This window comes from Micromonospora sp. NPDC049274, assembly GCF_040678875.1.
In the GTDB taxonomy this organism is placed as follows: Bacteria; Actinomycetota; Actinomycetes; order Mycobacteriales; family Micromonosporaceae; genus Micromonospora.
On sequence record NZ_JBFAQS010000002.1, the window covers coordinates 341,049 to 364,244 of the forward strand.

Genomic DNA, 23,196 nt, shown 5'->3' on the forward strand with positions numbered 1-23,196 from the left:
AGGAGTTGGAGGATCCGACCATGCTGACGATGTATTCCACCCCCTGGTGCGGCTACTGCCACCGGCTGAAGTCGCAGCTCGACCGGGAGGGCATCGGCTACGAGGTGGTCGACATCGAGCGGGACCCGGAGGCCGCGGAGTTCGTAATGAGCGTCAACGGCGGCAACCAGACGGTGCCCACGCTGCGCTTCGACGACGGCAGCGCCCTGACCAACCCCTCGATCACACAGGTCAAGCAGCACCTGGCGACCCTCACCGCCTGACCGGCCGGGTCACCTCTCGACGAACGGCCGCCCCATCCGGGCGGCCGTTCGTCGTGTCCGACATCCGTCACTGCCGGGGCTGCCGCCGCAGTCCCGTGGCCACCGGCGCGTCGATGTCGGCGTCGACCGGGCGGCGCGGCGCGGGGAGCGTCGGGCGGGGCGGCGGCGTCGGTCCACGGCCGCCGGCCGGCGCGCTCAGGTGCCGGCCGCGCCAGAGATAGACGCCGGCGGCCAGCGTGGCCACCCCTACCAGCAGGAACAGGGCCCGGTAGTCCAGGACGCCGACCAGCAGGGCGCCGGTGCCGATGGAGAGCGCCTGCGGGCCGCTGACCAGCGCCTGGGTTGCCGCCGCGACCCGTCCGACCAGCCCGGGAGGCGTACGGCGCTGGATCAGCGTGTGCAGGCCGACCATCGTCAGCGGCAGCGAGACGCCGGCCAGCAGCACCGCCACGAACCCGACGCGCAGGTCGGGGTACGCGAGCGCGAGCGCGGCCGGCGAGAAGAAGGCCACCCCGGCGGCCAGCGTGCCGATCTCACCCAGTCGGCGGACCAGCGTCGGTGAGCAGAGCCCGCCGAGCAGTCCACCGACGCCCTGCACCATGACCAGCACGCCCACGAACGCGGCGTCCCGATCCAACCCCTGGTCGACGTAGGCGAAGATCAGCGATTCGCTGAAGCCCATCACCAGCGATCCGAGCCCGTAGCCGAGCAGGGCCCGGCGCAGCGCCGGCTCACCGGTCAGGTGCCGCAGGCCGGCGCCCAGCTCGGCGGGCCAACGCAGCCGTACGGTCGGCGTCGTCGGCGCCGGGCTCGGCACCGCGGTCACCACCGCGGCCGCCGTCACGAAGCCGACCATGCCGATCCCGGCCAGCACCCACCCGCCGAGCGCCGCGTAGAGCGCCGCGCCGGCCAGCGGGCCGACCAGCCGCAGCCCCTGGCGTACGGTCTGCAACACCCCGTTCGCCTCGGCGAGCAGTTCCACAGGCACCAACTGTCGGATCAACCCGCTGAGCGCCGCGCCGAGCGTGATGGACGACAGGCCGTACAGGGCGGCGACCAGGTAGACGAGCCAGACGTCGCCCGCGTCGCGGACCGTGAACAACGGGACGAGCAGCAGTGCGGTGACCACGTTCGCGGTCACGAAGAAGGGACGGCGCGGGTACCGGTCGACGAACCAGCCGACAAGCGGCGCCAACGTCATCGGGGCGACGACGGCGAAGATGATGCCTCCGGCGAGCCCGTTGGAGCCGGTCAGATCCTTGACCCAGATGGCGAGCGCGAGCAGCAGGATCGACTCGGCGGTCATGCTGGCCAGCAGGCCACCGAACAGCAGGCGGAAGTCGGGGCGGCGCAGGACGGTACGCATGGGGTCACTCCGGCGGGATGGCATGCCCGGCTGGGCGCGGTCGACGGGGCTGGGACCACGGGTCCGTCGTCGTCCGGGAATCCCATGGTTCATTTTTTGGGTAAGACACGCCCCCGCCGGACCTCCGACGCCGGTCGCGCCGTCCATACTGACCGTGGGGGGCGAATTTCATACAGTTACCGTCGCGTCTGCGGCGGTCGACGGGAAAGAGGACACTGTGCCTCCTGCCGCACCCAGCCCGATCATGCGTCGTCGACGGTTGGGCATCGAACTGCGCAGCCTGCGCGAAGCCGCAGGCCTCACCGGCGACCAGGTTATCGAACGGATCGGTTGGGCGTCCGCGTCCAAACTGTCCCGCCTGGAGAATGGCCGCAGCCGTCCGGATCCGCAGGATGTCGGCGTTCTGCTCGACCTCTACGGGGCCGACGCCGCGTTACGCGAGGAGCTGCTCGGGATCACCGGTGGGGCCGGCGACATGCGTGGCTGGTTGAAGAACTTCCCGGTGATGACACAGCAGCAGCGCAGCTGGGCCGAGCTTGAGGCGGGCTGCGCGGAGATCTCCGAGTACAACCCGGTTCTGGTGCCGGGCCTGCTGCAGACCGCCGGGTACGCGCAGGTCCGGATCCTCTCGGCCCGCCAGGTGAGCGAGGGCGCCGGCGAACCGGACCCGGCCGAGGAGCCGGAGACCGAGGTGCAGGCCCGGTTGGCCCGCCAGTTGCTGCTGACCCGGGAGCCGCACGCGCCGAGCTACACCGCCGTGCTGGAGGAGGCGGCCCTCGGTCGCCGGGCCGGCCCACCCGAGGTGCTGCACGAGCAGTTGGTCCAGTTGTGTGAGCTGGCCCAGCTGCCCAACGTGACGCTGCATCTGCTTCTGCGGGACACGCAGATCGGCGATTGGTACCTTCCGCCGACCGCCTTCTCCCTCTATCGGTTCGCCGATCCGCTCGATCCGGAGACATTGGCCATCGAAGGGGGGTTCAAGGACGTCATGTCGACCGAGTCAATCACGCTAAATCGCTATAAAGTGGTGTTCGAGTGGCTATGCACGGCGGCACTTGACGCCTCGGACACCCTCTCCTGGCTGATCGAGGCGACGGGACGGCCGACCGGGGCGACACCCCCATCCACAGTGGCGTTCGGGCCGGCAACGGCGCCGACCCAACGCCGCAGGGATTCGGGGCGACTGACGGATCGGTGATCCACGGGGGACCCTCCGTCGGGGCGTGCGGCACCACTCGTCCCATCGGATCGGTTCACACCAGGAGCAGAGCCATGAACGACATCCACAACACGCCGTCCGTCTCCGCCAGCTTGTTGGCGGACGCCCCGTGGCGCACCAGCACACGCAGCCAGACCTCCAACTGCGTGGAGGTGGCCCCCCTGGGCACCGGCCCGTCGGCTGTCGCGCTGCGCGACAGCAAGGACCGGGGCGGCCCGGTGCTGCTGTTCAACCGGGCCGGCTGGCTCGGCTTCATCACCGGAGCGAAGACGGGCCAGTTCGATCTGAACTGATCCTCCCGACCGGGCGGGGCCGTCGGCATGTGCCGGCGGCCCCGTCGTCGTGTCCGACGACGACCCCGCTGACCAGGCATCCGCCGATCGGACGAGGCTCGGAACCAATAGGCGCGTTTCACTTGCTGGGATGAACACGGGGCGTAACATGACCCACGAGAACGTGGAACTTCCACACTGGCTCATTCGTCGCGGTTCATCCGGAGACCCTTATGCGGTTCCTGATCGTTCGCACCGACATCCGCACCGTCGCCGACGGGGACATCGCCGCCGCGTGGGCCGAGGGCCATCGCCTCCGCGACGAGACGACCACGCCCGAGCCGCGCCGGCAGACCGTACACGCCGAGGACCGGGACGCCGCGTTGCTGCTGGCCCGGGCACTGTCTTCGGTCGGCGCGGTGCGAGCCGGCAAGCAACGGGTCAAGGTCCTGCCGCTCCGCGAGCCGCGGCCCGCGTTCCGGCGCAGACCCGGCCGCACCGGCACCTGACCCACCAGACGTCCGTCGTGGTCGGCTCGGCTCCCCCGCCGCGTCATTCGCTCCCACCGACCACGGCGGCCCGTGTTCCCGGCCCGTGACCGCCGCGGCAACGGCAGCCACGGGCCGGGACCGTGCTCAGCGGTCGGCGTCCACCCACCCGTCCAGCCAACGGTGGACGAGGAACAACGCGATCGACGACGGCGGCGGCAGGATCAGCCGAGCCCCGTCCCCCACGTCCACGGCTCTCCCCGCACACGCGGCCCCGATCTCCGCACGGGTGAACCACCGGGCGTAGGCGATCTCGGACGGGTCGACCCGCACCGGATCCGCCGGGTCCGCGGTGGCCAGGAAGCCCAGCATCAGCGAGCCCGGGAACGGCCAGGCCTGGCTGCCGACGTACCCGATCCGCTCGACGGAGATGCCCACCTCCTCGCGGACCTCGCGCAGTACGGCGGCCTCCGCCGACTCCCCCGGCTCGACGTACCCGGCAAGGCACGAGTAGCGCCGACCGCCCGGGGTGCCCGGCCAACCGGCGTTGTTGCCGAGCAGGCAGCGGCCCTCGGGGCCGTCCACGCCGTCGTGCACCAGCACGATCATCGCCGGGTCGGTACGCGGCCAGATCCGCCCGCCGTCGCGATCCACCCGGGACCAGCCGGCCTCGTCCATCACTGTCGGCGCACCGGTCGCCGTCGAGTAGCCGTGCCGGGTGTGCCAGTTGAGCAGCGCCAGCGCCGTGGTGAAGATGCCGGCCTCCCGGTCGCCGAGCAGGTGGCCCACCTCCCGCAGGTTGACCGGCCGGGTGCCCGGCACCGCCGGCAGCGGCGCGTCGAGCGCGAAGACCGGCACCCCGTCCGGCTCGACGCCGAGGAACATAGCCGTCGACTCGGCGCCGGCCGGCACGTCGGCCGCGCCGAACAGCACAAGCGTCGGAGGCGACGCGTCGGTACGGGCGAGCGTCCGCCCACCGTCGGTCGAGTCGAGCAGCAGTATCCGGCCGCGCAGCCACGCTTCGGTCAACCACTGCGCGTCGCCCCGGCGGTGCGCCGCGCGATCCAGCGTGGACCGTGCCAGCGGCGGCGCCGTCTCCCCGCTCACGTCCGGGCTCCGCGATCTAGCGGGTCGCGGCGGTGCCTCACGGCTGCACCGGCTCGGTGTGCACAGGCGTCAGCGCGGCCAGCCCGGGGGTGATCCGCTCGGCGTCACCGAGCACGACCACCGCTGCCCGGGAGGGCGCGAGGTAGTGGGCGGCAGCTCGCGCCACGTCGTCCACCGTCGCCTTCGCCAGGCGGGCCGCGTACTCCGCGAGGAACTCCAGGCGCAGGCCGTTGCCGGCGTACGCGCTGGTCAGCGCGGCCAGACCGGCCTGGGTGGACATGCCGAGCTGGAGGGTGCCCAGGGCGTACTGGCGGGCCTGCTCCAGCTCCTCCGGCTTCGGCGGCAGCGACGCCAGCCGCCCCAGCTCGTACGTGGTCTCCAGCAGCGCCGGGCCGGTGACCTCGGTGGCCACCTCGGCGCCGGCGACCAGGACCGACCCGGCCACGGAGTGCTCGATCACCGAGTGCGGGCCGTACGTGTAGCCCTTGTCCTCGCGGATGTTCTCCACCCAGCGCGACGAGAAGTAACCACCGAAGATCAGGTTGGCCAGTTGCAGCGGAGCGTGGTCAGGGTCGGTACGCGGCACGGCGGGCAGCGCGACCCGGAGCGAGGACTGCACCGAGCCGGGCCGGTCGACAAGCAGCAGCGGTCCCGGCTCCAGCGGCGGGGTGGCCGGCAGGGTGGCAGTACGACCGGCGCCGGCCCACCCACCGAGCGCCCGCTCGGCCGCGTCCAGGGCCTTCTCCGGTTGCACGTCGCCGACCACCACGAGCTGCGCCCCGGCCGGGTGCACCCGCTCGGCGTGCAGGCTGCGTAGGGCCGCCGGTCGGACGGCACGGATCTGGCCCGGCTCCGGGGTCTGCGTGGCGTACGGGTGTCGCCCGTAGATCCGCTTCAGCAGCGCCTCGCGGGCCAGGTGCGCCGGCTGGCTCTGGGCGACCTGGATCCGGTCGATGAGCCGGTCCCGCTCGGCGGCCACCTCGTCGCCGGGGTAGCTGGCGGCGGTCAGCACCTCGGCCAGCAGCTCCAGCATCCGGTCCAGGCCGGTGACCAGGCCGGCGCCGGAGAGCATCAGCCGGTCCGGGTCGACGCCCGCGGACAGCCCGCCGCCCACCTTCTGCAGCTCGGCGGCCAACTGCACGCTTGTCATCGACTCGGTGCCGGAGAGCATGGTCTGCGAGAGCATCGCGCCGCGCGCGAGGTGGGCGCGGCCGAACGGAATCCACAGCCGCAGCTCGACCAGGGGCACGGCGGGCCGGCGTACGGCGATCACGGTGAGCCCGTTGCGCAGTGTCCGCTCGGACTGTTTGGGCACCTTGAGCTTGCGGGTGGGGCCGAGCGCGGGCAGCGTCCGCACACTCATCGGGCACCTCCGGGGATGACCTCGACGGCGGCGCGGCGCTCCGGGCGCAGGGTGGCCGCGGCGGCCCGGACCTGCTCCTCGGTGACGTCGCCTACCAGTCGGGGCAGGTCGTTGAGCAGGCCTGGCTCGCCACGTTGCTGTTCCAGGACCGCCATCCGCAGCGCCCGGCCGAGCACCGCGTCGGTGTCGCGCAGCAGGTGGGTGGCCATCCGGGCCTGGGTGCGGGCCAGCTCACCGTCGGTCAGCCCGTCGGTGGCCAGCCGGTCCAACTCCTCGTCGACGGTGCGCAGCACCTTGTCCACGTCGCCGCCGGGCGGCAGGTGCGCCTGGAGCAGCAGCGCGGTGGGGTCGCGGACGTCGAACGGGTCGCCCATGAAACCGAGGTAGCCGCCGAGGCTGGTCACCGTGCGGTCGCGCTGGACCAGTCGTTCGACCAGCCGGGATGCCTCGCCGTCGGTGAGCACCTCGGCCAGCACCACGTACGGCAGGTAGCCGGCGAAGTCGTCGATCGGGTCGGGCACCCGCCACGCGCCGGCCACCGCCGGCAACGGCGCCAGGGCGTCGGTGTACGAGCTGCGCCGCTCGGCGGTCAGGTCGGGCTCGGTGAAGTCCGGTCGCCGCGGCGCGGGGCGGGACGGCACGTCGCCGAAGTGCCTGTTGACCAGCTCGGTCGCCTCGGCCACGTCGATGTCGCCGCTGACGGCCAGCACCGCGTTGCCGCTGGCGTAGTAGTGGCGGAAGAAGTCGGCGGCGTCGGCGACGGTGGCCGACTCCAGGTCGTCGAACGAGCCGTAGCCGTCGTGCGCGTTCGGGAAGGTGTCGAACATGACCGGCGGCAGGGTCAGCCAGGGGAAGCCGCCGTACGGCCGGCTGAGCACGTTGACCCGGATCTCCTCCTTGACCACGTCGACCTGGTTGCGCAGGTTCTCCTCGGTCAGGCGGGGCCCGCGCATCCGGTCCGCCTCGAGGAACAGCGCGCGCTCCAGCGCGTTGCTCGGCAGCGTCTCGAAGTAGTCGGTGTAGTCCAGGTGGGTGGAGCCGTTGAACGTGCCGCCGGCGCCCTGCACGTGCCGGAAGTGGGCCAGCTTCTCCAGGTTCTCCGAGCCCTGGAACATCAGGTGCTCGAAGAGGTGGGCGAAGCCGGTGCGCCCCTCCGGCTCGGAGCGGATGCCGACGTCGTAGACCACCGCCACCCCGATCACCGGGGCACTGCGATCGGGGGTCAGGACCACCCGCAGGCCGTTGTCGAGGGTGAACCGCTCGACCGGATACTTCGTCGCTGGAATTCTGGATCTCCGCGCCGCCACGGGATCGACCCTAGCGCGTCGACACCTCCGCCACCGGCGACCTCCGCGGAGCCACCGTCACCGGGTTGGCGAGCCGGGGCAGGACCTCGGCGCCGACCCGCTCGGCCTCCTCCCGATGCGGCCAACCAGAGAGGATGAACTCGTCGACGCCGAGTGCCGCGTACTCGTCGATCCGGCTCGCGACCTCGGCGTAGCTGCCGACGAGCGCGGTGCCGGCGCCCTCGCGGACCAGGCCCACCCCGGCCCAGAGGTTCGGTGCGACGGTGAGCCCGTCGGTGCGGCCGGCGTTCAGCGCGGCCATCCGGGCCTGGCCGACGGAGTCCATCCGGCGGAACCGCGCCTGGGCGGCGGCGATCCGCTGCGGGCTCATGCCGGCCAGCAGCCGGTCGGCCTCGGCCCACGCGTCGGCGCTGGTGGGCCTCGCGATGACGTGCAGCCGGAGGCCGGTGCGCAGGGTGCGGCCCTGCTCGGCGGCGAGCGCCCGGATGCGGGTGACGCGGGCGGCGATCGCCGCCGGCGGCTCGCCCCACATCAGGTACACGTCGGCCTGCCGGGCGGCCACCGTCTCGGCGGCCGGGGACGCGCCGCCGAAGTAGATCGGCGGCGGATCGGCAAGCGGGGTGGCGAGCCCGCCGCCGTCGACCCGGTAGTGCGTCCCGGCATGGTCGAACGGCCGGCCGGCCCAGGCGCGCCGCAGGACCTCGATGAACTCCCCGGTACGCGCGTAGCGCTCGTCGTGGCCCAGGAAGTCGCCGTACGCGCGCTGCTCGGCCGGGTCTCCCCCGGTCACGATGTTGAGCGACAGGCGGCCGCCGGAGACGGCCTGGAACGCCTCGGCCTGCTGGGCGATCAGGGTGGGCAACGCGAAGCCGGCCCGGACGGCGACAAGCATGCCGAGCCGCTCGGTGTGCTGGGCGACCGCCGCGCAGACGATCCACGGGTCGGGGCAGCCCGCGCCGACCGGGGTGAGCACTGCCGCGAAGCCGCCCGCCTCCGCGGCGCGGCCGACCTCGGCCAGGTACGCAACGGTTGCGGCCCGATCGTGGCGGGCGGCGCCGGCGGTGACGGTGGCGGCGCCGACCTGGTCGCCGTCGCCGGAGGTGGGCAGGAACCAGTGGAAAATCATTCGATCACCCTACCGAGTTGGTAGGAATTACCGACATAACTGAGACGCCCCTTCCCGGCATGTGGATGAGCCTTGACGCTGGCCCTGCTCTGGCCCACTCTTCCTACCAACTAAGTAGGAATACTGCGGATTGGATGGACGATGAGACGGCATCCCCTGCGCCGATTGGTCACCCTGGCCACCCTCGCCGCCCTCGGCGCGGCGACCCTGGGCACCACCGCCGCGTGCGGCGACGACAGCGAGGGCGCGGAGGGCGGTTCCGGCCCGGTGACCCTGCGGCTCGGTTACTTCCCCAACATCACTCACGCGCCGGCCGTCGTCGGCGTGGAGAAGGGCATTTTCGCCGAGAAGCTCGGCGCCGACGTCAAACTCGAACCGAAGACCTTCAACGCCGGCCCGGCAGCCATCGAGGCCGTCTTCTCCGGCGCGCTGGACGCGACCTACATCGGCCCGAACCCCACAGTCAACGCGTTCTCCAAGTCCAAGGGCGAGGCCGTCCGGGTCGTCTCCGGCGCCGCCTCCGGAGGCGTGGCGCTTGTGGTCAAGCCCGGCATCACCGGCCCGCAGGACCTCAAGGGCAAGAAGGTGGCCACCCCGCAGCTCGGCAACACCCAGGACGTGGCGGTCCGCTACTGGCTCAAGCAGCAGGGGCTGACCACCACCAAGGAGGGCGGCGGCGACGTCAAGATCGTGCCGCAGGAGAACGCCCAGACGGTGGAGACCTTCAACAGCGGTGCGATCGACGCCGCCTGGGTGCCCGAGCCGTTCGTCTCCCGGCTGGTCAACGCCGGAGGCAAGGTGCTCGTCGACGAGCGCGACCTCTGGCCGGACAAGAAGTTCGTCATCACCAACCTGCTGGTCAGCACGAAGTTCCTCAAGGCACACCCGGACGTGGTACAGAAGCTTGTCGACGGCCAGGTCGCCGCGAACGAGTTCGTCAACACCAAGCCGGACGAGGCCCAGCAGGCCATCTCCGACGCCATCGGCAAGATCACCGGCAAGCCGCTGGACCTCAAGCTCATCAAGCAGGCGTGGCCGACGTTGGAGTTCACGAACGACCCGATCCCCACCTCGCTCAAGGCCGGGCTCGACCACGCCGTCGAGGTCAAGCTGACCGAGCCGGTGGACCTCAAGGGCCTGTACGACCTGACCTACCTCAACAAGGCGCTCAAGGCGCAGGGCAAGCCCGAGGTCGTCCAGCCATGACGTCGACCACGACGACGCCGCAGAGCGCGACCACCGCGGTCGCGCTCTCCGGCGTGACAAAGGTGTACGGACGCGGGGCGAACGCCGTACTGGCCCTGGACGGGGTCTCGCTGGACCTCGCGCCGGGCGAGTTCGTCTGCCTCGTCGGCGCGTCCGGCTGCGGCAAGAGCACCCTGCTCAACCTGGTCGCCGGCCTGGACCGGCCCACCGGCGGGCAGATCGGCATCGCCGGTGGCGCGAATCCGGGGCTGATGTTCCAGGAGCCGGCGCTCTTTCCCTGGCTGACAGTCGAGGGCAACGTCGAGGTGCCGCTCAAGCTGCGCGGGCTGCCCCGGGCCGAGCGCCGCGAACGGGTGGCCGAACTGCTGCGCACGGTGCACCTGGCCGAGTTCGGTCGCAAGCGACCGCACGAGCTGTCCGGCGGCATGCGGCAGCGGGTCGCGCTGGCCCGCACCCTGGCCCTGGACACTCCGGTGCTGCTGATGGACGAGCCGTTCGGCGCGCTGGACGCGATGACGCGGGACATCCTGCACGACGAGCTGGAACGGATCTGGTCCGAACGCCAACTCTCGGTGCTCTTCGTCACGCACAACGTCCGCGAGGCCGCCCGGCTGGCCGACCGGATCATCCTGCTGTCCAGCCGCCCCGGCCGGATCATCTACTCCACCGAGGTGGACATCCCGCGGCCCCGGCGGATCGACTCCCCCGAGGTCGCCGCCATCGCCGCCGACGTGACCGAGCGACTCCGTACGGAGGTGAGCCGTCATGGCCAGTGACACCCTCGCCAGCACCGCGCGCTCCGACGCGGAGATCTCCGGCCTGGACGCGCTGGAGATCGCCGGTCAGGAGAAGGAAGCCTCCCGGGTTGCCCGGCTGTGGGCTGCCACCTGGCCCAAGCTGGCCGCACTCGCCATCGCCGTCGGCATCTGGCAGGTGGTGGTCTGGAGTGGATGGAAGGATCCGTGGGCCCTGCCTGGCCCGGGCCCGGTCTTCTCCGACCTCGCCGACTATGCGTTGAGTTCTGCGCTCTGGGACGGCCTGGCCACCACCGCCCGACGTGCCGTGGTGGGCTTCGCCGCAGCGGTCGCCGTCGGGCTGCTCCTCGGGCTGGGCGTCTCCCAGTCCCGGGTGCTCCGGGCCGCCATCGGCTCGATGATCACCGCGTTGCAGACCATGCCGTCGATCGCCTGGTTCCCGCTGGCCATCCTGCTGTTCCAGCTCAGCGAGCAGGCGATCTTCTTCGTGGTGGTGCTCGGCGCGGCGCCGTCGATCGCCAACGGCGTGATCCACGGCGTGGACTACGTGCCGCCGCTGCTGAAGCGAGCCGGCCGCAACCTGGGCGCGCGCGGGCTCAACCTCTACCGGTATGTCATCGCACCCGCGGCGCTGCCCGCGATCGTGGCCGGCTTGAAGCAGGGCTGGGCCTTCGCCTGGCGCAGCCTGATGGCTGGCGAACTGCTGGTGGTCATCGCATCCCGGACCTCGATCGGCGCTCAGCTCACCTACGCCCGGGACTTCTCGGACGCGGAACGGCTGATGGCCATCATGATCGTGATCCTGGTCGTCGGTCTGGCTGTCGACGCGGCGTTCGGCGCGGCCGACAAGGCGATCCGCCGTCGCTGGGGCGTACTGGACCAGGCTGGTCAGTGACGTGTACGTCTCCGCGCGCAGCGACTACGCGCTCCGGGCGATGCTCGCCGTCGCCGCCGCCGTCCGCGGCGGCGGCGGCGACGCGGGCGGTGGTGGCACCAGCGAGTTGGTGAAGGCGGGCAGCCTGGCCGAGGTGCAGGAGATTCCGCTCAGCTTCCTGCAGGGCATCCTGCTCGACCTGCGCCGGGCCGGTCTGCTGCTCAGCCATCGGGGCGCGGAGGGCGGATACGCGCTGACCCGGCCACCCGAGGAGATCACCGTCGGGGATGTGCTGCGCGCGGTCGGCGGCTCGCTGACCACGGTTCGCGGACTGCCTGCCGAACGCGCCGGCTACCACGGGGTGGCTGCCGGGCTCACCGACGTCTGGCTGGCGGTGCACGGGGCGATCGCCACAGTGGTGGACAGCACCAGCCTCGCCGACCTGCTCAACCGCACCACGACCGACCGGGCGTCCACGACGTCCTGACCACCGGGGCGGTGTGGTCGGGTCGGTGCCCCGCCGGCCCCGACCACACCCTCGTACCGATCCGGACCGGGCCTGCCGCTCCGCCGGCGCCGGTCGACCGGTCGCTGCTCAGCCCCGCGGCTCGACCGCCGGGCCGGAGCCCGGGTCGCCGGGACTGCGCAGCTCCACCAGACCGGCGGGAGCATTGCCCGCCGGGGTGGCGTGCCAGGGCGCGAAGGCCGCGACCATCGCGAGCAGCAACCCGGCGAGCCCGACCGCGACGACCAGGATCAGTTCGCGCAGCGCCCCCGAGCCGGCTTCGCCCGCCATGGTCACCCCTCCCGAACCGGGCCCCCGCCCGGCTCCCCCCGGTGGCCAGCTTCGACCACACCGGGCCGGGGCACAGTCGGCCAGCCGACCAACCCACGGCTGATATTCGACTCGGGTCAGCGGCCGGGCGGCGCGGGCGGCCGGCCGCCACGACCGTCGGGGCGGCCGACCCGGGCGGAACCCGAACCATCCCGCAGACGAAACGACCCGCCCCGCCGAAGCGGGACGGGTCGGTGACGTGCGTGCGGGATCAGACGGTACGCGGGCGACGCGGACGACGGGAGCGGCCCGACGCGCGGTGCGCCGGTCGTGCACCGCCGTCGGTGGCCGAGCCACCGGCCGCGCGGCCCCGGTTGACGGCCACCGGCGGAGCGGCGATCGTCACCGGCACACCGGACGGCTCGCGTGCCCCGGTGACCCGCGCCAGCGCCTCGTCACCCGAGCGCACCTGGACCGACTGCGGCCGGATGCCAGCGGTGGCCATCAGCCGGGACACGTCCCGGCGCTGCTCCGGCAGGACCAGGGTGACAACGGAGCCGGACTCGCCGGCGCGGGCCGTCCGACCACCGCGGTGCAGGTAGTCCTTGGCCTCGGTCGGCGGGTCCACGTTGACCACCATGTCGAGGCCGTCGACGTGGATGCCCCGAGCCGCCACGTCCGTGGCGACCAGGGCGGTCACCTGGCCGTTGCGGAACTGCTCCAGGATGCGGGTGCGCTGCGGCTGGGACTTGCCACCGTGCAGCGCGGCGGCGCGTACGCCCTTGGAGAGCAACTGGCGCGCGAGCCGGTCGGCGCGGTGCTTGGTGCCCATGAACAGGATGGTGCGACCCTCACGGGCGGCGATCCGGGTCAACGCGTCGGGCTTGTCGAGCGCGTCGACGTGCAGCACGTGGTGGGTCATCGCGGTGACCGTGGCGGTGCCCGGGTCGACCGAGTGGGTCACCGGGCTGCTGAGGAAGCGGCGGACCAGCCGGTCCACGCCGCCGTCCAGGGTGGCGGAGAAGAGCATCCGCTGACCCTGTGGTGCGACCTGCTCCAGCAGCTTGGTCACCTGCGGCAGGAAGCCCATGTCGGCCATCTGGTCGGCCTCGTCCAGCACGGTGATCTCGACCTGGTCGAGCCGGGCGTCGCCACGGTTGATCAGGTCGTGCAGCCGGCCGGGGGTCGCCACGACCACCTCGGCGCCGGCACGCAGCGCGTCCGCCTGCCGCTGCAACGACAGCCCGCCGACGACCGTGGCGCAGCGCAGACCGACGGCCCGGGCGTACGGAGCGAGTGCGGTGGTCACCTGCTGCGCCAACTCACGGGTCGGCACCAGCACCAGGGCCAGCGGACGACCCGGCCGGGCCTTGCGGCCGGCGGTGCGGGACAGCAGGGGAAGCCCGAAGGCGAGGGTCTTACCCGAGCCGGTACGACCCCGGCCGAGCACGTCCCGACCCGCGAGCGAGTCCGGAAGGGTGGCCGACTGGATCGGGAACGGCTCGATGATGCCCTGCGCGGTCAGCGCGCTCAGCAGCGCCGGCGCCAGACCGGTATGGGCGAAAGACGGAATAACTGTGGTCACGCAGAAGCCTTCCTCGACGCGGCACGTGTCGAGGGAGGGCGCCGATGTCGGCGCTGTCACCAGCGGCACAAGGCCGCCAGGACTCACAAGCACGAACCGATTAGGGTACGGGCCGGCCCGCCGCCGGGCCGCCGCCTGCTGGGCAGGTCGACGGCGGGGCGGGCCGGTCCCGTCACCGTCACACCCGGAGGGCGCGACGGGTACTACTGACCGATCCGAAGATCAGAGCGGACGGATGTTCTCCGCCTGCGGGCCCTTCTGGCCCTGGGTCACCTCGAACTCGACCCGCTGGTTCTCGTCCAGGCTCCGGTAGCCGGAGGACTGGATCGCCGAGAAGTGGGCGAAGACGTCAGCGCCGCCGCCGTCCGGGGTGATGAAGCCGAAGCCCTTGTCAGCGTTGAACCACTTCACGGTGCCAATAGCCATGTGTTTCGTCTCCTTGACGGAACGTCGGACACGCACGTGTTGCGTGCCCGAAGAGGAGCGCTCCGCGCGGGAATGCGCGAATCGCCTGTCGCTTCTGGTCGCCCCGCCCGGAGAACTCCGGACACAACAAAGAGCGCCTGGGGCCACAATCCCGCCAGGCGCACACAGAGTCTCTGGTAACCAAAACTGCAACCCGGTCAACGTATCATGGTTTTCCCGCCAGCGGTCAATCTTGGGCGGAATCTTCGGGCAATCGGGCGATCATCGCCGTGAGCCCGGTCACGTCCAGCAGGTCGGCGGGCCGAACCGTCACGCCGTGCCGGACGTAGTGGAAGGCCGCCCCGACCCGGTCGACAGGCACGCCGGCCAGCTCGGCCCACGCCAGCCGGTACACGGCCAATTGCACGGCGGCCACGTCCGCCGCCGGCCCGGTCGGCTGCGCGCCGGTCTTCCAGTCGACCACGTCGAACCGGTCGCCCGGGCGGGCGAAGACCGCGTCCATCCGCCCCCGGACCACCACGCCCGCGATCACCGTGGCGAACGGCACCTCCACCTCGACCGGCACGCGGTTGGCCCACTCGCTGGCCAGAAACCGCTCCTGCAACTCGACAAGCGCCTCGTCCGGTGCGGCGTCCGCATCCGCCGCGCCGGGCAGCTCGTCCAGGTCGAGCAGGCGGTCCGCGCCGAAACGCTGCTCCAGCCAGGCGTGGAAGGCGGTGCCCCGGCGTGCGTACGGGTTGGGCTCGGTGGGCACGGGACGGCGCAGCGTACGGGCCAGCGCCGCCGGGTCACGGCGCAACGCCACCAACTGGGTGACGCTCAACTGCCCGGGCAGGGCCACCTCGACCGCGCCGGAGAGACGGGTCAGCTCGGCCCGCTCGGCCAGCAGCAGATCCGCCTCGCGACGCCAGCGCGCCACCTCCGGGTCCACCTCCGGCTCGACGGTCACCATCGGCCCCGCGACCACCGGGCCGACCGGCCCGACGCCCACCGAGCCGACCGGGCCGACGCCCACCGAGGCCGGGCCGTCGGTCATCAGGCGACGCACCAGCCCGGCCGCCTCGGCCAGCGCCGGCCGACGGCCACCCAGTGGGTCAGCCGGCCACTCCGCGCGCAGCACCACCTCGGCCGTCGGGTTCGTGGCGTCCGGAGTGGGCTCCGGCGCCCACGCGTCGACCAGGTGCCCCGGGCCGCCGTCCAGGCAGGCGTCGTACACCTCGCGCAGGAAGACCGACGGGCCCCGCGGCCGCTTCGTCCCCTCCCCCCACCAGTACCCGGAGCAGAGCAGCAGCCGGCGCGGCCGGGTGACAGCCACGTACGTCAGCCGGCGCTCCTCCCGCTCGTCGTGGGCCCGCCAGGCGTCGGTGAAGTCGCTCACCGCCCGGGCCACGGCCCGCTGGTCGGCCGCCTCGTCGAGCGCCAGCTCGGGCAACCCGTCGGCGTCGCCGCGCAGCGGGAACGGCAGCACACCGAGCCCGCCGAGCCAGTGGTCGGAGTTGCGCACCGGCCCGGGCCACGACCCACGGCACAGCCCGGCGACCGCCACCACGTCCCACTCCAGCCCCTTCGCGGCGTGCGCGGTGACCACCTGTACCGCGCCCTCCACCACTTCGACCTCGCCCGGGGCGAGACCGCGCTCCTCGTCCTCGGCGGCGGCCAGGTAGGACAGGAAACCGGAAAGCGTCGCGCCGGGCGTCTCCCCGCTGAAGCGGGCCGCCACGTCACCCAGGGCGTCCAGGTGCCCCCGGGCCAGGCCGGCGTCACCGGCGCCCTCGCGGCCGGCGCGCACCGCGACCTCCACGTCCAGGCCGATCGTGCGTTCGATGTCCGCGATCAGATCCGGCAGGGCCTGGTCCAGGCGGTACCGCAACAGGGCCAATTCCATGCCGTACGCGCGCAGCCGCGCGAACCCCTCCGCCGAGTACGCCTGCGCCGGGCCGAGGTCGGCCAGCGCCTCCACCAGGGTCGCCTCGTCCAGCAGATCGGGGCTGATCTCCGCGTTCTCGTCGGCGGCCACCTGGCGTCGAGCGTTGGCGATGGCCCGGGCCCGCCGGTGCAGCGACACCAGGTCACGTGGCCCGATCCGCCAGCGGGCCCCGGTGAGCAGCCGCAGCAACGCGGCCCCGTCGGTCGGATCGGCAAGCACCCGCAGCGTGCAGACCACGTCGCGGACCTCGGGAGTGTCCAGCAGACCACCCAGCCCGACGACCTCCACCGGCAGGCCACGCTCCCGCAACGCCGATTCGATCGCCGGAATCTGGCTGCGGACCCGGACCAGCACGGCAGTGGTCGGTCGCTGCGCCACCGGTATGTGCTCGGGCGCCGCGCCGGGCATCCGGGCCGCGCCGCGCCAGGCGGCGAGCACGCTGTCGGCGATCCACGCAGCCTCGTCGGCGTACGTGGGCAGCAGCGCGCAGTGCACTGTCCCGCCGGCCGCCCCGCCGGGGCTGCGGTGCGGGATCGGGTCGCGGACGGTAAGCGCGGAGCGCAGCTCCGGCACCCGGGCGCCGGCCGCGCGCAGCGGGGTGGAGAGCGCGTTCGCCACCCGGAGGATCTCCGGACGGTTACGCCAACTGGTGGTGAGCCCGAGCGCCGGGGCCGGCTCACCGTCGGCGCGGGCGAACTCGGTGGGGAACCGGTCCAGGGTGCCCGCGCTGGCCCCCCGCCAGCCGTAGATGGACTGACACGGGTCGCCCACCGCCGTCACCGGATGCCCGCCGCCGAACAGCGCGTTGAGCAGCACCACCTGGGCGTGGCTGGTGTCCTGGTACTCGTCGAGCAGCACCACCCGGAAACGGTCCCGCTCGATCTCGCCGACCCCCGGATGATCCCGGGCCACCCGCGCCGCCCGGGCGAGCTGGTCGGCGAAGTCCATCGCCTCGAAGTCCGCCTTGCGCCGGGCGTACGCCCGCACCAGCGGCAGCAGGCGCAGCCGGGTCTGTTGCAGGGTGAGTGCCTTGCGCACGTCGGCGTACACCCGGCCGGGCCGCGACTGCACCTCGGCGAAGAACCGCCCGGTCCAGGCGGCCAGCTGGTCCGGGGCGACCAGGTGCTCGTCCAGCTCCCCGGCGAGCGCCAGCACCGCGTCGGTGATGGTGCTCGGCATCCGGTCCACCTCGGACATGTCGCCGTCGTAGTTGCGCACCAGCAGGTCGACCAGCTGCCAGCGGGACGCCTCGGTGAGCAGTCGGGTGGACGGCTCGTAGCCGGCCCGCAGACCGTGCTCGGTGACGATCCGGCCGGCGTACGAGTGGTAGGTGGAGACGGTGGGCTCACCGGCGAGCGGGTCGTCCAGCGGGTCGCGACCCTGCCGGCCGAGGCGGCGGATGAGCTGGTCGAGCCGGGTACGGACGCGGTGGGCCAGTTCGCCGGCCGCCTTGCGGGTGAAGGTCAGCCCGAGGATCTGCTCCGGGCGCACGTACGAGTTGGCCACCAGCCAGACCACCCGCGCGGCCATCGTCTCGGTCTTGCCCGACCCGGCCCCGGCCACCACCAGCAGCGGCTCCACCGGGGCGGCGATGATCGCGGCCTGCTCCCGGGTGGGCGCCGGCAACCGCAGCAGTTTCGCCAGCTCCACCGGGGTGTACCGGGGCCCGGAGTCCGCCAGCCGGGGCGTCGGCGCGGGGGCCGCGCCGAACAGGGTGGGCTGGGTCATGGATTCTCCGGAGGACGGACGGTCGGCGGCTCGACCACCTGGCGCCCCTGCCCGGAGACCGGGCAGCTGGTGCGCACCGGGCAGACCCGGCACTTCGAGTTGGCCACCGCGGCGAACGTGGCGGCTGCCATCGTATCGGCGGTTCGCCGGACCAGCGCCGTCGCCCAGCCGGCCGCCGGGCCCTCGCCCGCCGCCGGCTGGTTCTGCTCCCGCGCATCCTTCGCGGAGGTGCCGAGCTGCACCAGCGCCGCGCCGCCGGACTCGTCGCCGAACTCGGCGAACGCGCCCGCCTCCACCGCCGCCTGGTACGCGCCGAGCTGCGGGTGCTCGGCCAGTTCGGAGCCGGTCACCGCTGTCGACTTGCCGGTCTTGAGGTCGATCACCACCAGCCGGCCGGCCTCGTCGACCTCCAGCCGGTCGACCCGCCCGGCAAGGTCGACGGGCCGCTGCGGATCGTCCAGGCGGACCGCGAACTCGTGCTCGATGGCGAGCAGCCGGCGTGGGTTGGTGGCCAGCCAGCGCAGCAGCTTGTCGACCATCGCCTCGGCGCGCTCCCGCTCGGGGCCGGCCATCCACCTGGCGGCCAACTCGATCGCGTCGAACCGGGCGGCCACGTAGTCGAGCAGGGCGCCCCGGTCGGCGCTGGCGTCCTCGGCGAGCATCGCGGCGGCGTGCACCAGGTTGCCCACCCCCTGCGCGGTGCTGGTCGGGCCACTGCCGCCGTGCCGTTCCAGCAGCCAACGCAGGCTGCACCGCAGCGCGCTCTCCATCGCCGAGGGAGTGACCCGCACCGGCGTTCCCTCGTCGACGAGCGGCCGGTCGTCGGAGAGCGCCCGCAGCCCCCACCAGTCGTCGGGGTGCGCGCCGGGCACACCGGCGGCGGCCAGCCGGGCCAGCTCGACCGCCGCGGCGCGCCGCCGGGCCGCCGGCGCGGCGGGGTCGGTGATGGCGGTACGCAGTTCGGCGACCAACGCCGGCAGGGTGAGCGCCCGGGGCGGCCGGGTGACGGGCAGCGCGCCGGGCTGGTCCTCGCCGTCCTCCTCGGCCCCACCCTCGCTGCCGGAGGCGGCGACACCGCCGCCGGTCGCGCCATTGCCAGTCGCACCATTGCCGGTCGCGCCATTGCCGGTCGCGCTGGTGCCGGTCGCGCTGGTGGCGGCCACGCCCTTGCCGGTCGCGCTGGTGGCGGCCACGCCCTTGCCGGTCGCGCCGCCGTGGGCCTCGTCGCCGCGGGTCGCGCCGTTGCCGGTCGCGCCGTCGGCGGCGGTCGTGTCGCTCGGCGAGCCGGCGACCGACTCGCCCCCCGGAGGGCCGGAACGCGGACCGGGCGGCGTGCTCGGCGGGGTGGGCGGCGCGCTCGGAGGCGCGGTGGGCGGCGTGCTCGGGCCCAGCTCGTGCAGGAATCGGCTGGGCTGCTCCTCGTGGTCGTCACCGCCGACCGCCGCCGACGCCACCGCGCTGACCAGCAGGCGGTGCCGGGCCCGGCTGATGGCGACGTGGAAGAGCCGGCGCTCCTCGTCGAGCAGGGCAGAGGTCTGCCCCACCACGTTGGCCGCCCGGGCGCCGCCGACGGATCGGCCGGCCAGCACGTCGACCAGCCGCTCCGAGCCGAGCAGGCTGCCGCGTAGGCGCAGGTCCGGCCAGATGCCCTCCTGCACCCCGGCGACCGCGACCAGGTCCCACTCCAGGCCCTTCGCGGCGTGCGCGGTGAGCAGTCGGACCGCCGCGCCCCGGTCGGCGGTCGGTGCGATCGTGTCCGCCGGCAGGTCCTGGGCGAGCACGTGGTCGAGGAAGACCTCGGTGCGGGCGCCGGGCAGCCGGTCGGTGAAGCGGGCCGCCGCGTCGAAGAGCACCAGCACGGCGTCCAGGTCCCGGTCGGCCGCCTCGGCTCGCCGGCGGCGGGCCAGGTCGCCCTCGCCGGCCGCCGGCCGTCCCTGGGTGATCGCGCCGGCCCAGCGCTCGGCCAGCCCGCTGGCGTCCCAGACCTCCCAGAGCACGGTCTCGGCGGTCGCGCCGGGTTGGGCGGCGGCGTCCCGGGCGGTGGCGAGCAGACCGGCCACTGCCTGCGCCGGCTCGGCCCACCGCCTGTCGATGCCGGCCAGCTCCGTCGGGTCCTGCAGTGCCTCGACGATCAGCTCACCGGACGGGCGGCGGTCACCGCCGGCCAGCGCCAGGGCACGCAGGCCCTGCCGGAGCCGCCGTTCGGCGAGCGGGTCGGCCCCGCCCAGCGGCGAGTGCAGCAGCGCGACCGCGGCCTCCTCGTCCAGACGGGCCGGCTCCAGCGCGCAGCGCAGCAGGAGCAGCAGTGGCGCGACCGCCGGTTGCAGGTGCAGGGGCAGGTCCTCGCCGTGCACCACGGTGGGGACACCGGCGGCGTGCAGCGCGCGTTGCAGGGTGGGCAACTGCAACGCGGTGGATCGCACCAGCACCGCCATCCGCGACCACGGCACGCCGTCGAGCAGGTGCGCGGCGCGCAGCGCGTGGGCGAGCCAGGCGGCCTCGCTGGTCGCCGACCGGAACGTGTGCACCTCGACCACACCGGCCGGCGCCTCCGGCAGCGGGTGCAGCCGGCGGTGCGCCATCGGACCGCGCAGCCGGCGGCCCAGCCGGGCCATCGCGGCGAGCAGGACCGGGCCGGCCCGATAGGAGGTGCTCAGCAGCACCTGGGCGGCCGGCGCGCCGGAAGCCGTCCGGAAGCGGTGCCCGAAGGTGGTCACCCCGGCCGGGTCCGCACCACGGAAGGCGTACGTGGAGGAGTCGGGATCGGCGAACGCGACGAGCGACTTGCCCCCGCCGGCGATGACCGAGAGCAGTTCGAGCTGGGCGGGATCGGTGTCGGCCAGCTCGTCGACGTACACGTGGGCGAGGCGGCGACGCTCGGCGGCCAGCAGCTCCTCGTCATCGCGCAGCAGACCGGTGGCGGCACGGACCAGCTCGGCCGGGTCGTACGCGATGGAGCCCCGGTTGCTGACGTCGCGCAGCGCGAGCACCGCGACGTACTCCCGCAGGAAGCGGGCGGCGGCCGGCCAGTCGGCGCGGCCGAGCTTCTCACCCAGCCGGGCCAGGTCGACCGGGCCCACCCCGCGCTCGGCGGCGCGCATGAGCAGGTCGCGCAACTGACCGGCGAAGGCCCGGGTGCGCAGCGCCGGGCGCAGATCGGTGGGCCAGCCGACCGGGTCGTCCTCGGGCTCCTCGCCGACCACGTCCAGCAGCTCGCGAATGATCAGATCCTGCTCGGGGCCGGTGAGCAGGCGGGGCGACGGCTCGCCGCGTTCGGCGGCGGCCCGGCGCAGCAGCCCGAAGGCGTACGCCGGGAAGGTGCGAACCAGTGGCTCGCGCAGCACCCGGTAGCCGTCCTGCGCGACCCGGGCCTCGATGCGTTGACGCAGCGCGGTGGCACCACGACGGCCGAAGGTCAGCACCAGGACGCGTTCGGGATCGACCCCCTCGGCGACCCGGGCGGCGACCGCCTCGACGAGGGTGCTGGTCTTGCCGGTGCCGGGACCGCCGAGCACCAGCATCGGCCCGTCGGTGTGCCCGACGACCTCGGCCTGCACCGGATCGGCCCGGAAGCCCGGGTCACCGCTCGCCGGCCCTGAGCCGCCGACGGAGTCCGGCTCAGCGGCGAGGGAGGCGCCGCCGCCGACGGACGCACCGCCGCCAGCGGGCAGGGTGCCGGCCCCGTCCCCCCGCGCCGGCCCGCCGGACCGTCGCACCAACCGGTACGCCTGCATCACCAAATCCCATCACGCCCATACGACACCCATCCGCCCCAACCTCACCCCATCCACCCCCGTCGATCATGTGGTTGGCGGCACGACACGCCGACGGCCCTGCCGCCAACCGCATGATCGGTGGTCCGGAGTCAGGGTAGGGCGGCCTCCAGCGCTTTCAGGGCCTCGGGGACCGTGGCGACCACGGTCAGCAGGTTGCGGCCGGCGGGTTTGAGGAAGTGCTGGTCGGTGAGGCTGGTGAGCCAGTCCAGCAGAGGCCGGTAGAAGCCGTCGGCGTCGATCAGCACCATCGGCTTGGCGTGCAGGGCGAGGGTGGCGGTGGTCCAGACCTCGAACAGCTCGTCGAGTGTGCCGAGCCCGCCCGGCAGGGCGAGGAAGGCGTCCGACCTGTCGATCATCAGGGTCTTGCGGCTGGCCATCGAGTCGGTCACCAGCAGCTCGTCCGAGGCGAGGTCGGCGACCTCCAGATCGACGAGCGCCTGCGGGATGACGCCCACGGTGCGCCCGCCGGCGGCGCGGGCGCCGTCGACCACCGCGCCCATCATGCCGACGCAGCCGCCGCCGCTGACCAGTGTGTGCCCGCGCCGGGCCAGCTCAGCGCCGGTCTCGGCGGCGAGGTCGAGCCAGCGTTGGTCGAGGGTACGGGACGAGGCGCAGAAGACGCAGACCGCCGCCATCAGCCCTCCCGGGACCGGTCGGCGGCCTGCTCGGCGGCGGCCTGCTGGTCGGCGCCGGTGCGGGCGACTGCCTCGTCACGGACCGCGTCCTGTTTGACGGAGAGCGCCGCCTCGGCCTCGACGATGTGTCGGACGGCCGCGTTGACGTCGTCGGTGAGGCAGATCAGATCCAGGTCCACCGGGCCGATCTTGCCGCTGGCGGCCATGGTGTCGCGCAACCAGTCGAGCAGTCCCTGCCAGTAGGCGACCCCCATCAGCACGACCGGGAACCGGGTGACCTTGCCGGTCTGCACCAGGGTGAGCGCCTCGAACAGCTCGTCCATGGTGCCGAACCCGCCGGGCAGCACCACGAACGCCTGCGCGTACTTGACGAACATGGTCTTGCGGGCGAAGAAGTAGCGGAAGTCGATGGCCAGGTCGACCCAGTCGTTGATGCCCTGCTCGAACGGCAGCTCGATGCCGAGCCCGACGGAGAGCCCGCCGGCCTCGGTGGCGCCTCGGTTGGCGGCCTCCATCACGCCAGGGCCACCCCCGGTGATCACCGCGTAACCGGCCCGCGCGAGCGCGCCGCCGATCTCCTCGGCCAGCTTGCACTCGGCCGTGTCCGGGCCGCTGCGTGCCGAACCGAAGACGCTTACCGCCGGCGGCAGGTCGGCGAGGGTGTCGAAGCCCTCGACGAACTCGGAGAGGATCCGCAGCGCCCGCCAGGCATCCCTGGTCTTCCAGTCCTCGCGCCCGCGCGAGTCCAGCAGCCGCTGGTCGGCGGTGCTGCTCGGGATCGCCCCCCGGCGCAGCGTGACGGCGCCCCGGTGCCGCTCCCGCCCCGGGCTGCGGCCGGCCTCCCGCCCGTTGTTCTGGCTCATGCAGCAACCGTAGTGGAGCCGCACACGCCGGGGGCGCGGGCTACGGACGCCGGGAAATAGTTCGCGATCAAGGGCAACTATTTGGCTTCCCCGTACGTCTTACTATTCACATACCGGGTATGCCCCGGCGCGCGC

General features: G+C 73.3%; 20 protein-coding genes. 8 read left to right on the top strand and 12 right to left on the bottom strand.

Annotated elements, in window-relative coordinates; genetic code table 11:
• Nucleotides 1–20 precede the first annotated feature (20 nt).
• Entirely contained in the window at nt 21–263 is a 243-nt protein-coding gene (locus AB0K10_RS05150) for a mycoredoxin (protein WP_363680107.1), read from the top strand.
• 67 nt (nt 264–330) lie between these two features.
• Here the strand turns inward: AB0K10_RS05150 and AB0K10_RS05155 are convergent, their stop codons facing one another.
• A complete protein-coding gene (locus AB0K10_RS05155; RefSeq protein ID WP_363680109.1) occupies nt 331–1,629 on the bottom strand; it encodes an MFS transporter in 1,299 nt (432 codons plus the stop codon).
• Between the two features lie 217 nt (nt 1,630–1,846).
• Here AB0K10_RS05155 and AB0K10_RS05160 point away from each other — a divergent pair, with 217 nt between their 5' ends.
• The 3 genes from AB0K10_RS05160 to AB0K10_RS05170 all read left to right on the top strand — a co-directional run bounded on the left by AB0K10_RS05160 (nt 1,847) and on the right by AB0K10_RS05170 (nt 3,629).
• Nucleotides 1,847–2,827 (top strand): helix-turn-helix transcriptional regulator, encoded by a 981-nt coding sequence (locus AB0K10_RS05160; RefSeq protein WP_363680111.1) that lies wholly within the window; start codon nt 1,847–1,849, stop codon nt 2,825–2,827.
• Between the two features lie 74 nt (nt 2,828–2,901).
• Entirely contained in the window at nt 2,902–3,141 is a 240-nt protein-coding gene (locus tag AB0K10_RS05165; RefSeq protein ID WP_363680113.1) for a DUF397 domain-containing protein, read from the top strand.
• Between the two features lie 212 nt (nt 3,142–3,353).
• Nucleotides 3,354–3,629, top strand: coding sequence for a hypothetical protein (locus tag AB0K10_RS05170; protein ID WP_363680115.1), 276 nt, complete (start codon nt 3,354–3,356; stop codon nt 3,627–3,629).
• 126 nt (nt 3,630–3,755) lie between these two features.
• On the opposite strand, the gene nudC is transcribed toward AB0K10_RS05170, so the two are convergent.
• From nudC to AB0K10_RS05190, 4 genes are read right to left on the bottom strand one after another with little or no spacing between them, the layout of a single operon-like run.
• Nucleotides 3,756–4,715, bottom strand: coding sequence for an NAD(+) diphosphatase (nudC, locus tag AB0K10_RS05175; RefSeq protein ID WP_363680117.1), 960 nt, complete (start codon nt 4,713–4,715; stop codon nt 3,756–3,758).
• Between the two features lie 37 nt (nt 4,716–4,752).
• On the bottom strand, nt 4,753–6,078 hold the full coding sequence (locus AB0K10_RS05180) for a pitrilysin family protein (RefSeq protein WP_363680119.1): 1,326 nt from the start codon (nt 6,076–6,078) through the stop codon (nt 4,753–4,755).
• The gene (locus tag AB0K10_RS05185; RefSeq protein WP_363680121.1) at nt 6,075–7,385 is read right to left on the bottom strand and encodes a pitrilysin family protein; all 1,311 of its coding nucleotides are present in this window, start codon (nt 7,383–7,385) and stop codon (nt 6,075–6,077) included. The genes AB0K10_RS05180 and AB0K10_RS05185 overlap by 4 nt, the downstream gene beginning before the upstream one ends.
• A 10-nt stretch (nt 7,386–7,395) precedes the next feature.
• On the bottom strand, nt 7,396–8,511 hold the full coding sequence (locus AB0K10_RS05190) for an LLM class flavin-dependent oxidoreductase (RefSeq protein ID WP_363680123.1): 1,116 nt from the start codon (nt 8,509–8,511) through the stop codon (nt 7,396–7,398).
• Nucleotides 8,512–8,652: 141 nt separating this feature from the next.
• Between AB0K10_RS05190 and AB0K10_RS05195 the strand changes: the two genes are divergently transcribed.
• From AB0K10_RS05195 to AB0K10_RS05210, 4 genes are read left to right on the top strand one after another with little or no spacing between them, the layout of a single operon-like run.
• Nucleotides 8,653–9,717: an ABC transporter substrate-binding protein gene (locus AB0K10_RS05195; protein ID WP_363680125.1), complete on the top strand. Its 1,065-nt coding sequence runs from the start codon at nt 8,653–8,655 to the stop codon at nt 9,715–9,717.
• Nucleotides 9,714–10,493 carry an ABC transporter ATP-binding protein gene (locus tag AB0K10_RS05200; RefSeq protein WP_363680127.1) on the top strand — a complete coding sequence of 260 codons (780 nt, stop codon included), beginning with the start codon at nt 9,714–9,716 and terminating at the stop codon, nt 10,491–10,493. The genes AB0K10_RS05195 and AB0K10_RS05200 overlap by 4 nt, the downstream gene beginning before the upstream one ends.
• Nucleotides 10,483–11,367 carry an ABC transporter permease gene (locus AB0K10_RS05205; protein WP_363680129.1) on the top strand — a complete coding sequence of 295 codons (885 nt, stop codon included), beginning with the start codon at nt 10,483–10,485 and terminating at the stop codon, nt 11,365–11,367. Before AB0K10_RS05200 ends, AB0K10_RS05205 begins: the two co-directional genes overlap by 11 nt.
• 1 nt (nt 11,368) lies before the next feature.
• Nucleotides 11,369–11,833 (top strand): Rrf2 family transcriptional regulator, encoded by a 465-nt coding sequence (locus AB0K10_RS05210; RefSeq protein ID WP_363680131.1) that lies wholly within the window; start codon nt 11,369–11,371, stop codon nt 11,831–11,833.
• A gap of 108 nt (nt 11,834–11,941) precedes the next feature.
• On the opposite strand, the gene AB0K10_RS05215 is transcribed toward AB0K10_RS05210, so the two are convergent.
• From AB0K10_RS05215 to AB0K10_RS05245, 7 genes are all read right to left on the bottom strand, one after another.
• The gene (locus tag AB0K10_RS05215) at nt 11,942–12,142 is read right to left on the bottom strand and encodes a hypothetical protein (RefSeq protein ID WP_363680133.1); all 201 of its coding nucleotides are present in this window, start codon (nt 12,140–12,142) and stop codon (nt 11,942–11,944) included.
• 250 nt (nt 12,143–12,392) lie between these two features.
• On the bottom strand, nt 12,393–13,706 hold the full coding sequence (locus AB0K10_RS05220; RefSeq protein WP_363680135.1) for a DEAD/DEAH box helicase: 1,314 nt from the start codon (nt 13,704–13,706) through the stop codon (nt 12,393–12,395).
• 222 nt (nt 13,707–13,928) lie between these two features.
• Nucleotides 13,929–14,132 carry a cold-shock protein gene (locus tag AB0K10_RS05225; protein WP_007464836.1) on the bottom strand — a complete coding sequence of 68 codons (204 nt, stop codon included), beginning with the start codon at nt 14,130–14,132 and terminating at the stop codon, nt 13,929–13,931.
• Between the two features lie 226 nt (nt 14,133–14,358).
• On the bottom strand, nt 14,359–17,787 hold the full coding sequence (locus AB0K10_RS05230) for a UvrD-helicase domain-containing protein (RefSeq protein WP_363680137.1): 3,429 nt from the start codon (nt 17,785–17,787) through the stop codon (nt 14,359–14,361).
• Nucleotides 17,784–21,521: an ATP-dependent DNA helicase gene (locus tag AB0K10_RS05235; protein WP_363680139.1), complete on the bottom strand. Its 3,738-nt coding sequence runs from the start codon at nt 21,519–21,521 to the stop codon at nt 17,784–17,786. Before AB0K10_RS05235 ends, AB0K10_RS05230 begins: the two co-directional genes overlap by 4 nt.
• 131 nt (nt 21,522–21,652) lie before the next feature.
• A complete protein-coding gene (locus AB0K10_RS05240; RefSeq protein WP_363680141.1) occupies nt 21,653–22,198 on the bottom strand; it encodes a TIGR00730 family Rossman fold protein in 546 nt (181 codons plus the stop codon).
• Nucleotides 22,198–23,061 carry a TIGR00730 family Rossman fold protein gene (locus AB0K10_RS05245; RefSeq protein WP_363680143.1) on the bottom strand — a complete coding sequence of 288 codons (864 nt, stop codon included), beginning with the start codon at nt 23,059–23,061 and terminating at the stop codon, nt 22,198–22,200. The genes AB0K10_RS05240 and AB0K10_RS05245 overlap by 1 nt, the downstream gene beginning before the upstream one ends.
• Nucleotides 23,062–23,196: the final 135 nt, after the last annotated feature.

Coding starts and splice junctions, on each gene's coding strand:
- AB0K10_RS05190 (WP_363680123.1), bottom strand. CDS start 8,511: ATGATTTTCCACTGGTTCCTGCCCACCTCCGGCGACGGCGACCAGGTC.
- AB0K10_RS05225 (WP_007464836.1), bottom strand. CDS start 14,132: ATGGCTATTGGCACCGTGAAGTGGTTCAACGCTGACAAGGGCTTCGGC.
- AB0K10_RS05170 (WP_363680115.1), top strand. CDS start 3,354: ATGCGGTTCCTGATCGTTCGCACCGACATCCGCACCGTCGCCGACGGG.
- AB0K10_RS05155 (WP_363680109.1), bottom strand. CDS start 1,629: ATGCGTACCGTCCTGCGCCGCCCCGACTTCCGCCTGCTGTTCGGTGGC.
- AB0K10_RS05150 (WP_363680107.1), top strand. CDS start 21: ATGCTGACGATGTATTCCACCCCCTGGTGCGGCTACTGCCACCGGCTG.
- AB0K10_RS05215 (WP_363680133.1), bottom strand. CDS start 12,142: ATGGCGGGCGAAGCCGGCTCGGGGGCGCTGCGCGAACTGATCCTGGTC.
- AB0K10_RS05235 (WP_363680139.1), bottom strand. CDS start 21,521: ATGCAGGCGTACCGGTTGGTGCGACGGTCCGGCGGGCCGGCGCGGGGG.
- AB0K10_RS05240 (WP_363680141.1), bottom strand. CDS start 22,198: ATGGCGGCGGTCTGCGTCTTCTGCGCCTCGTCCCGTACCCTCGACCAA.
- AB0K10_RS05245 (WP_363680143.1), bottom strand. CDS start 23,061: ATGAGCCAGAACAACGGGCGGGAGGCCGGCCGCAGCCCGGGGCGGGAG.
- AB0K10_RS05165 (WP_363680113.1), top strand. CDS start 2,902: ATGAACGACATCCACAACACGCCGTCCGTCTCCGCCAGCTTGTTGGCG.
- AB0K10_RS05180 (WP_363680119.1), bottom strand. CDS start 6,078: ATGAGTGTGCGGACGCTGCCCGCGCTCGGCCCCACCCGCAAGCTCAAG.
- AB0K10_RS05195 (WP_363680125.1), top strand. CDS start 8,653: ATGAGACGGCATCCCCTGCGCCGATTGGTCACCCTGGCCACCCTCGCC.
- AB0K10_RS05200 (WP_363680127.1), top strand. CDS start 9,714: ATGACGTCGACCACGACGACGCCGCAGAGCGCGACCACCGCGGTCGCG.
- AB0K10_RS05205 (WP_363680129.1), top strand. CDS start 10,483: ATGGCCAGTGACACCCTCGCCAGCACCGCGCGCTCCGACGCGGAGATC.
- AB0K10_RS05230 (WP_363680137.1), bottom strand. CDS start 17,787: ATGACCCAGCCCACCCTGTTCGGCGCGGCCCCCGCGCCGACGCCCCGG.